At 62.4% G+C, this 8,274-nt stretch carries 10 protein-coding genes; 6 read left to right on the top strand and 4 right to left on the bottom strand.

Annotated elements, in window-relative coordinates:
- Positions 1–70: 70 nt before the first annotated feature.
- A complete protein-coding gene (locus H1S03_RS11195) occupies positions 71–523 on the bottom strand; it encodes an NUDIX domain-containing protein (RefSeq protein ID WP_185804515.1) in 453 nt (150 codons plus the stop codon).
- A 71-nt stretch (positions 524–594) separates the two neighbouring features.
- Here H1S03_RS11195 and H1S03_RS11190 point away from each other — a divergent pair, with 71 nt between their 5' ends.
- Positions 595–1,329 (top strand): esterase/lipase family protein, encoded by a 735-nt coding sequence (locus H1S03_RS11190; RefSeq protein WP_185804514.1) that lies wholly within the window; start codon positions 595–597, stop codon positions 1,327–1,329.
- Here H1S03_RS11190 and H1S03_RS11185 read toward each other — a convergent pair.
- The 3 genes from H1S03_RS11185 to H1S03_RS11175 are packed head-to-tail and all read right to left on the bottom strand — an operon-like array spanning position 1,310 to position 3,117.
- Positions 1,310–2,368 carry a 5-(carboxyamino)imidazole ribonucleotide synthase gene (locus H1S03_RS11185; RefSeq protein WP_185804513.1) on the bottom strand — a complete coding sequence of 353 codons (1,059 nt, stop codon included), beginning with the start codon at positions 2,366–2,368 and terminating at the stop codon, positions 1,310–1,312. The two genes, H1S03_RS11190 and H1S03_RS11185, sit on opposite strands and share 20 nt — an antisense overlap.
- Positions 2,361–2,846 (bottom strand): 5-(carboxyamino)imidazole ribonucleotide mutase, encoded by a 486-nt coding sequence (gene purE, locus H1S03_RS11180; protein ID WP_185804512.1) that lies wholly within the window; start codon positions 2,844–2,846, stop codon positions 2,361–2,363. Before purE ends, H1S03_RS11185 begins: the two co-directional genes overlap by 8 nt.
- A gap of 52 nt (positions 2,847–2,898) precedes the next feature.
- Entirely contained in the window at positions 2,899–3,117 is a 219-nt protein-coding gene (locus tag H1S03_RS11175) for a YdcH family protein (protein ID WP_185804511.1), read from the bottom strand.
- Between the two features lie 115 nt (positions 3,118–3,232).
- Between H1S03_RS11175 and H1S03_RS11170 the strand changes: the two genes are divergently transcribed.
- The 5 genes from H1S03_RS11170 (at position 3,233) to uvrC (ending at position 8,260) form a co-directional block, all read left to right on the top strand.
- Positions 3,233–4,045, top strand: coding sequence for a S49 family peptidase (locus H1S03_RS11170; RefSeq protein WP_185804510.1), 813 nt, complete (start codon positions 3,233–3,235; stop codon positions 4,043–4,045).
- 19 nt (positions 4,046–4,064) lie between these two features.
- On the top strand, positions 4,065–4,223 hold the full coding sequence (locus H1S03_RS11165) for a hypothetical protein (RefSeq protein WP_185804509.1): 159 nt from the start codon (positions 4,065–4,067) through the stop codon (positions 4,221–4,223).
- A 78-nt stretch (positions 4,224–4,301) separates the two neighbouring features.
- Positions 4,302–5,258, top strand: coding sequence for a calcium/sodium antiporter (locus H1S03_RS11160; RefSeq protein ID WP_185804508.1), 957 nt, complete (start codon positions 4,302–4,304; stop codon positions 5,256–5,258).
- A 10-nt stretch (positions 5,259–5,268) separates the two neighbouring features.
- Positions 5,269–6,054 carry an SDR family oxidoreductase gene (locus H1S03_RS11155; protein ID WP_185804507.1) on the top strand — a complete coding sequence of 262 codons (786 nt, stop codon included), beginning with the start codon at positions 5,269–5,271 and terminating at the stop codon, positions 6,052–6,054.
- A gap of 298 nt (positions 6,055–6,352) precedes the next feature.
- Complete coding sequence (gene uvrC / locus H1S03_RS11150; RefSeq protein ID WP_185804506.1) at positions 6,353–8,260, top strand: excinuclease ABC subunit UvrC; 1,908 nt, start codon at positions 6,353–6,355, stop codon at positions 8,258–8,260.
- The last annotated feature ends 14 nt before the right edge of the window (positions 8,261–8,274 follow it).

Genomic DNA, 8,274 nt, shown 5'->3' with positions numbered 1-8,274 from the left:
GGAGAACTTCCTGGCAGCCATCAAGCTCGCAGCGATCCGCATCTGGATTGCTGATCAATGAGTCCACACCCTAGGGCACGATCGGCTCCAACGGGTCATGAAGGATCGGCCCGTCCGGTCCGAATGCCATTTCGGCCATGCAATCGGGTTTTACACGCAAGCCGCCCAGTTCGGCCTGCGTGACCCACCGCCACCTGTCGACCACCCCTTGCGCGTCGAACCAGTCATGCGACGGCTGACCGTCGGCGATGGTGCAGCGATAGAACATATCGACCTGATGAAAATCACCGTTCGGGTCGTGGAATTCCGAGATCGCGAGCAGTGCGCCCACCTCGACCCGCATTCCTGTTTCCTCGTGCAATTCCCGGATCAGGTTGTCCTGCAGGCTTGCATGCCGCTCAACCCCGCCCCCGGGGCAGCACCACAGGTCGGATTTGTCGCCGGGATAGGCGTTCACCAGAAACAGGCGGTTTCGTTCTACTATGACGGCGCGTACGGCCAGACGGGGGGAGCGATCGGGCATATCGTTTCCTCGCCCGGATACATTTGCGACGCAAGAGATTGTAAATTCGCGAAGGCGCCTATCTTAGAGGAATGAAAAGAATTCTTGCTCTCCTGTTGATGCTTCCCAGCGCCGCTTTTGCCGATTGCGTCGTGCTGTTGCACGGGTTGGCGCGCACGGATGCCTCGCTGCTGGTGATGGAAACGGTGCTGCGGCGCGAGGGGTTCGATGTGGTGAACCATACCTATCCATCCACCGAGGCGACGATCCCCGAACTTGCCGAGACTGCCGTGCCTGAGGGGCTTTCGGGCTGTAAGGGCACCCGGCCGGTTCATTTTGTGACGCATTCCATGGGGGGGATCGTTCTGCGGCAATATCTGTCGGAGATGTGGATCGACGGTTTGGGGCGTGTCGTCATGCTGGCCCCGCCCAACCAGGGGGCGGAACTGGCGGAGCGGCTGGGCGATCTGCCCATATTCGAATGGATGAATGGGGCCGCCGGGTTGCAGTTGGGGACGGGGCGCGCCTCCGTCCCGCTTGGCCTGGGGCCTGTCACGTTTGATCTGGGGGTGATTGCGGGCAATCAGACCGTGAATATCGTGACCTCCGCCCTGATCGAGGGTGCGGACGATGGCAAGGTTTCGGTCACGGAAACGCAGGTCGAGGGCATGGACGACATGATCGTGCTGCCGGTTACCCACACCTTCATGATGAACGATCCCGTCGTGATCGCAGAGGTTCTGGCCTTCCTGCGAACAGGCCAGTTCGAGCGTGATATGGGTTTGGGCGGCGCGTTGGAGGAGATCGTCACCGTGACCGGGCAGTGATCCGGTTCACGTGGCCCATCTTGCGACCGGGCCGGCATTCGGACTTTCCATAAAGGTGTAGTGCACTTCCCGGTTCGGCTGCGAATTGCGCCCAGTCGTCGGCATCCGTGCCGATCAGGTTCAGCATCACGGCATCGGAATGTCGCTGTCCGTCGCCGAGCGGCCAGCCTGCCACGGCGCGGATGTGCTGGGCGAACTGATCCGTCAGGCAGGCATCCTGCGTCCAATGCCCTGAATTGTGCACGCGCGGTGCGATCTCGTTCACGATCAGGCCCTGCGGTGTGACGAACAGTTCCACGCCCATCACCCCGACATAATCCAGCGCATTCAGAATGCGACCCGCAATCAGGACCGCATCGGTCTGCAGGTTGCGGGGCAGGGGGGCGGGCACCGTCGTGGTATGCAGAATTCCGTCCAGATGGACGTTCTGGCCCGGATCGAAGCATACGGTCGCGCCATCCAGCCCACGCGCCCCGATGACGGAGATTTCGGCAGTAAAATCCACGAATCCCTCCAGCACGCTGGGGGCAGTAACTTCGGGCAGGGTCGCGTCGGTGATCCGCGCCTGCCCCTTGCCGTCATAGCCGAAGCGGCGCGTCTTGAGGATCGAGGGAGTGCCCAGCGTGGCCACCGCCTGTTCCAGCGATGCGGCATCGTCTACTACGGCGAAGGGGGCGACGCTCAGGCCGATGCCTTGCAGGAACTCCTTTTCCGCGATGCGGTCCTGCGACACGGCCAGGGCACGACGGTTCGGGCGGATGGGCACCAGGCTTTCGATCAGGTCGAGTGCGGCGGTCGGCACGTTCTCGAACTCGTAAGTCACGACATCACAGGCTTGGGCGAAAGCGCGCAATGCGTCCTCATCCTGATACGGGGCCGTGGTGCAGGCATCGGCGACCTGTGCGGCGGGGCAAGCCGCGCCCGGCTCGAATATGTGAACGCGCAGGCCCAGCGGGGCCGCCGCCAGCGCCAGCATTCTGCCAAGCTGTCCACCGCCGAGGATGCCGATGGTCGATCCGGGTTTCAGGGCCTCACTCATCGACAGGTTCATCCGGGATCGAGGCGGACAGATCGGCGCGCCACGCGTCCAGGCGTTCGGCCAGAGCCGCATCTTCGTTGGCGAGGATCGCGGCAGCCATCAGGCCGCCATTCGCGGCACCGGCGGCACCAATGGCCATGGTCGCGACGGGAAAGCCTTTGGGCATCTGCACGATGGAATACAGGCTGTCCACGCCGGACAGGGCCCTGGTCTGCACCGGAACGCCGATAACCGGCACACGGGTCTTGGACGCCATCATGCCGGGCAGATGCGCGGCCCCGCCGGCACCCGCGATGATCGCCTTCAGCCCGCGCCCCGCCGCGCCCCGGCCATAATCCCAGAGCCTGTCCGGGGTGCGGTGCGCGCTGACGATCTTCGTCTCGTATGGGATGCCCAGCTGATCCAGAATATCGGCGGCGGCCTTCATCGTTGGCCAGTCCGACTGGCTTCCCATGATGATCCCGACTTTAGGCTCCATCTCGACCTCCCGCTTTCGATGAGGGCGCACCATAGGCACGCGCGGGGCAAACTCAAGCGATGATATCGGGGGTTATCTCATCCTCGATCCGGGCGATCCGGTCCTTGAGGGCAAGTTTCTGCTTCTTCAGCCTGCGCAGGGTCAACATGTCGGCGCGGCCGTATTCGTCCAGCGCCACGATCGCGGTGTCCAGATCACGGTGCTCGCGCAACAATACGTCGAGCCGGATACGCAAAACCGACTCGCGATCCATTTTCGTCATGTCCTGCATCTGCCATCCCCCGCCTGACTGGCCTTGCGTGACCGTGCGTTGAATCTAACATTCCGGGGCAAGTGTGCAATCCCCGACGGTTGTCGTTCCAGCAAAGGCAGCCTAGATGCGTGGGATGAACATAATTCAAAAATTGCGCAAGCGGCTGAAGCGCAAGCCGGTCGTCGCCGTTGTCAGGCTGCACGGTGCCATCGGAACCGGCGGCGGGCTGGGCGGGCGGACGCTGTCCGATGCAGGCACGGCCCCGTTGATCGAAAAGGCCTTCGCGGCCAGCCGGCTGGCGGCGGTGGCCCTGTCGATCAACTCTCCCGGCGGCTCCCCCGCGCAATCGGCGTTGATCGCGGCGCGCATTCGCAGACTGGCGGAGCAGAAGAACGTGCCGGTCTATGCGTTCTGCGAGGATGTCGCCGCATCGGGTGGCTACTGGCTGGCCACGGCGGGGGATCAGATCTTCGCGGATGACAATTCGATCATCGGGTCCATCGGCGTCATCTCCGCCAGCTTCGGTTTTCAGGAGTTGATCGCGCGGCACGGGATCGAGCGGCGCGTTTATACAGCGGGGGAGGACAAGTCGATGCTCGACCCGTTCCGTCCCGAACGTGCCGAGGATATCGAGCGGCTGAAATCGCTGCAAAAGGACATCCACGACAATTTCATCGCACAGGTACGCGGCCGCCGGGGCGAGCGGCTGGCGGATCACGATCTGTTTACGGGTGAGATCTGGGTCGGCAAACGCGCGCAGGAGGTCGGCCTGATCGACGGCATTGCGCATCTGGTGCCAAAGATGAAGGATGTGTTCGGCAAGAATATCGCATTCCGTGTCAGCTCCCCTCGGCGGCCTCTGCTGTCGCGGCTGGGTGCACCGGGGGTGAGCGATCTGCTCGCCGCGGTCGAGGAGCGCGCCCAATGGCAACGATGGGGCCTGTAATCATGACGGAGACCCCGCAATGATCGTCAAGATCGTCGTCCTTTTTCTGGCATTCATCGCCATATTGGGCATGTTCGGAAAGCTCAGCCTGCTGGGGATCGGACGTCGTAAGCGGGTGTGCCGCGAATGTGGCGGCCACGTCATCGGCAAGAGTTGCCCCTGTGGCAAAACCAGCTAGCGCCGGATTGCAGTTGCACGGTAGCGCCTACATATCTGCGGGAAGATCGCTCAATCAGAGCGATACGAGGGAGACGGCATGAATTTGATCATGACTGTGGGCGGTCTGGTCCTGCTGGTCATCGCGGGCGATCTGCTGGTAAGGGGCGCGGTTGCGCTGTCCCTTCGATTGGGGATCCCGGCGTTGGTCGTCTCACTGACCATTGTGGCATTTGGCACGTCCGCGCCGGAATTGCTGATCGCGATCAAAGCTGCGCTCGATAACCTTCCGGGCATTGCCTATGGCAATGTCGTCGGCTCGAACATCGCGAATGTGCTGTTGGTGATCGGTCTGCCCGCATTGCTGGCCACGATCCACACGAAGGAGTGTGATACAAGGCGCAGCTATGTTCAGATGATCGGCGCGAGCGTGCTGTTCATCGGGCTGTGCGCGGTTGCCCCGCTGGGTGTCTGGCATGGCGTCGCCCTGCTTGCCGCGTTGGCATATGTGCTGTTCGACGCCTACCGCTCCGCCCATGCGGCGCGTCACGCAGGCATGGATCCAAAGGAAGAGCTGGCCGAGCTGGAAGACGCGGAACCTGACATGCCGGTTTTGAAGATCGCCTTGTTTCTGATCGTCGGCCTGGTCGGGCTGCCGCTGGGCGCGAACCTGCTGATCGAAGGCGCGGAGGCGATCGCCATCCGGTTGGGCGTTTCAGAGGCGGTGATCGGTCTGACGCTGGTGGCCGTCGGCACCTCGCTGCCGGAATTGGCGACCACGATCATGGCAACCCTGCGCCGCCAGGCTGACGTGGTTCTGGGCAATGTCATCGGCTCGAACGTGTTCAACCTGCTGGCCATCATGGGCGTTGCATCGTTTTTCGGCCCGCTGGCGTTGCCCGCTGGCTTCCTCGTGTTCGACCTGTGGGTCATGCTGGGCAGTTCGCTGCTGCTGATCCCGTTCGTGCTGGGCTGGTTCAACGTGACACGTATCTGGGGTGTCGCGTTCGTGGCCGCGTATGTGGGCTATGTTCTGGTTTTGCTGAACACTCATTGAGGACGTGCCCATGAAACCGGGATACGCATTGATTACCGGCGGTGCGCAGCGGCTGGGGCGGGCCATGTCACTGGCGCTGGCGCAGGATGGCTGGGCGGTTGCGATCCACTACAATACCAGTGGGGAGGAAGCCGCCGCCCTGGTGGAACAGATCGTCGCATCCGGTGGCAGGGCCGTCGCGGTACAGGCGGATCTGCTGGATGCCGAGGCCACGGCGGCCCTGATCGGTCGGGCGCGTGATGCGCTGGGGGGAGCGCTGACCCTGTTGGTCAACAATGCCTCGATCTTCGAATACGACAATTTCGAAACCGCGACGCTGGAAAGCTGGGACCGGCATATCGGGTCCAACCTGCGCGCGCCGTTCCAGTTGACGCAGGCCTTTGCCGCCCAGGCCCCGGACACCGTGACCGATGTTGCAGGGGAGCCGGTGGCGCAGGCTGCTATCGTGAACATGTGCGACATGCGCGTGCGCAAGCTGACGCCGGAATTCACGACCTATACCATAGCGAAATCTGCGTTGTGGACGATGACGCAGACTGCGGCGCAGGGGTTGGCGCCCCGCGTGCGTGTCAATGCGATCGGGCCCGGCCCGACGATGCAGGGCACACGGCAATCGGATGCACATTGGGAAAACCAACGCGCGGCCACGCCGTTGCAGCGCGGATCGGACCCGCAGGAGATCGCCGCCGCATTGCGGTTCATCCTGTCGGTCGACGGGCTTACAGGGCAACTTCTGTGTCTGGACGGCGGGCAACATCTTGCGTGGAAAACCCCGGACGTGCAGGGGGTGGAGTGAGCTTTCCGATTCGTGGCGAGCTGATTTGTCCACGTGTCATATATCTGTCACCGGGCTGTCTGGATTCCTTTAAGTTTTTCAAAGATATACCGAGGGCGTAATTATTTATTAAACGAAATCAATAACTTGAAATGATGCCCAAAAACTGGGCAAACCAAGGCGACGCCTTATTTACAAGGGTGATCCAACGTTCACACAAAGGTGTCCTCAGACTTATCCACAGGAATCGTGGACAGGTTTTCCCTTGTCAGATCACGGATCGCATTGCAGCGGCGGCGAGAATCACGAGACTGCTCAAATGGCACACAACAATCAGCACAGCTTTGACGAGGAAGGTCGCGCGCGCACCGCACAGGATGGCGTGCGCCCCGGTGTGCAGGTCATTTCCGACCATGTGAAAACCCTGCCAGATGCGCCCGGCGTGTACCGGATGCTCGATGCGAAGGGTGAGGTTCTGTATGTCGGCAAGGCTCGATCCCTGCGCAAGCGGGTTGCGAACTATACCAAACTGGTCGGCCAGACTGCCCGTATAGGCCGGATGATCGCCAACACCGCCTCGATGATGTTCCTGCGCACGGAGACGGAGACCGAGGCGCTGCTGCTGGAGCAGAACCTGATCAAGCAGCTCAAACCGCGCTACAACGTTCTGCTGCGCGACGACAAGAGCTTTCCCAATATCCTCGTCACGGACGATCACGCCTACCCGCAGATCACCAAGCATCGCGGGGCGAAATCCCGCAAGGGTCGCTATTTCGGGCCGTTCGCCTCCGCCGGATCGGTGAATGCAACGCTCAATACGTTGCAAAAGGCGTTCTTGCTGCGCAACTGCTCCGACTCGATGTTCGAGAGCCGGACCCGCCCGTGCCTGTTGCACCAGATCAAGCGATGCTCCGCCCCCTGCGTGGGGAAAATCAGTGAGGCCGATTACGGCGCCTTGGTCGAGGACGCGGTGAAGTATCTGCAGGGGCGCTCCACCCGTCTGCAATCGGATCTGGCGAAGGACATGGCCGAGGCGTCTGCGAATATGGAGTTCGAGCGCGCCGCCGCCCTGCGCGACCGCATCCGTGCGATGACCAATGTGCAATCGTCGCAGGGCATCAATCCCGACACCGTGGCGGAGGCGGACGTGATCGGTCTGTTCGAGACGAACGGTCAGGCCTGCGTTCAGGTGTTCTTTTTCCGGGCGCATCAGAACTGGGGCAACCGGGCCTATTATCCCCGCACCGGTGGATCTGAATCCGCGGCGGAGATTCTGGAAAGCTTCATGGGGCAGTTCTATTCGACCAAGGATCCCGCCCGGATGATACTGATGAGCCATGAGATCGAGAACGCCGACCTGATGCGCGCCGCGCTGAGCGCGAAGCTGGGTCGAAAGGTCGTGATCGGTGTGCCGCAGCGGGGCGAGAAGAAGACGCTGGTCGATCAGGCCGTCAGCAATGCCCGCGAAAGCCTGGGCCGCCGGATGAGCGAGACCGCCACCCAAGCCAAGCTGTTGGAAGGTCTGGTCGAGGCGTTCGATCTGGACACCGCGCCCCAGCGGATCGAGGTCTACGACAACTCCCATATTCAGGGTGCCCATGCGGTTGGCGCGATGATCTGCGCGGGCCCCGAGGGGTTCCTGAAATCCAGCTATCGCAAGTTCAACATCAAGGGGGACGGCATCACCCCCGGCGACGATTTCGGAATGATGAACGAGGTTCTGGATCGCCGCTTCGCCCGCCTGATGAAGGAGGACCCGGACCGCAAATCGGACCAGTGGCCCGACCTTGTGCTGATCGACGGCGGCCCCGGTCAGGTCAGCGCGGCGGAGGCGGCCCTGGCCGAACTGGGCGTCGAGGATGTGACGATCATCGGCGTGGCCAAGGGGACGGAGCGTGATGCCGGCAAGGAGGTTTTCTATCGCAAGGGCAAGCCGCCGATGGCGCTGCCCTTTCGTGACCCGGTGCTCTACTTCACGCAACGCCTGCGCGATGAGGCGCATAGATTCGCCATCGGCACCCACCGCGCGAAACGGGCGAAGGCGACCACCGCGACGCCGCTGGACGAGGTGCCCGGCGTGGGCGCCGCACGCAAACGTGCCTTGCTGGCTCATTTCGGCTCGGCCAAGGCGGTCACGCGGGCTGGGCTGGCCGATTTGAAGGCGGTGGAGGGGATTTCCGACAGCCTCGCGGAACAGATCTATGGCTTCTTCAATGCCGGGGCATGAAGGCGGCGTGCGAA

Origin of the sequence: Pontivivens nitratireducens (genome assembly GCF_014235845.1) — a bacterium.
Taxonomy (GTDB): Bacteria; Pseudomonadota; Alphaproteobacteria; order Rhodobacterales; family Rhodobacteraceae; genus Pontivivens; species Pontivivens nitratireducens.
This window is presented reverse-complemented; position numbering and strand designations above follow the sequence as displayed.

Coding starts and splice junctions, on each gene's coding strand:
- H1S03_RS11185 (WP_185804513.1), bottom strand. CDS start 2,368: ATGAGTGAGGCCCTGAAACCCGGATCGACCATCGGCATCCTCGGCGGT.
- uvrC (WP_185804506.1), top strand. CDS start 6,353: ATGGCACACAACAATCAGCACAGCTTTGACGAGGAAGGTCGCGCGCGC.
- H1S03_RS11155 (WP_185804507.1), top strand. CDS start 5,269: ATGAAACCGGGATACGCATTGATTACCGGCGGTGCGCAGCGGCTGGGG.
- H1S03_RS11195 (WP_185804515.1), bottom strand. CDS start 523: ATGCCCGATCGCTCCCCCCGTCTGGCCGTACGCGCCGTCATAGTAGAA.
- H1S03_RS11170 (WP_185804510.1), top strand. CDS start 3,233: ATGAACATAATTCAAAAATTGCGCAAGCGGCTGAAGCGCAAGCCGGTC.
- H1S03_RS11175 (WP_185804511.1), bottom strand. CDS start 3,117: ATGCAGGACATGACGAAAATGGATCGCGAGTCGGTTTTGCGTATCCGG.
- H1S03_RS11160 (WP_185804508.1), top strand. CDS start 4,302: ATGAATTTGATCATGACTGTGGGCGGTCTGGTCCTGCTGGTCATCGCG.
- purE (WP_185804512.1), bottom strand. CDS start 2,846: ATGGAGCCTAAAGTCGGGATCATCATGGGAAGCCAGTCGGACTGGCCA.
- H1S03_RS11190 (WP_185804514.1), top strand. CDS start 595: ATGAAAAGAATTCTTGCTCTCCTGTTGATGCTTCCCAGCGCCGCTTTT.
- H1S03_RS11165 (WP_185804509.1), top strand. CDS start 4,065: ATGATCGTCAAGATCGTCGTCCTTTTTCTGGCATTCATCGCCATATTG.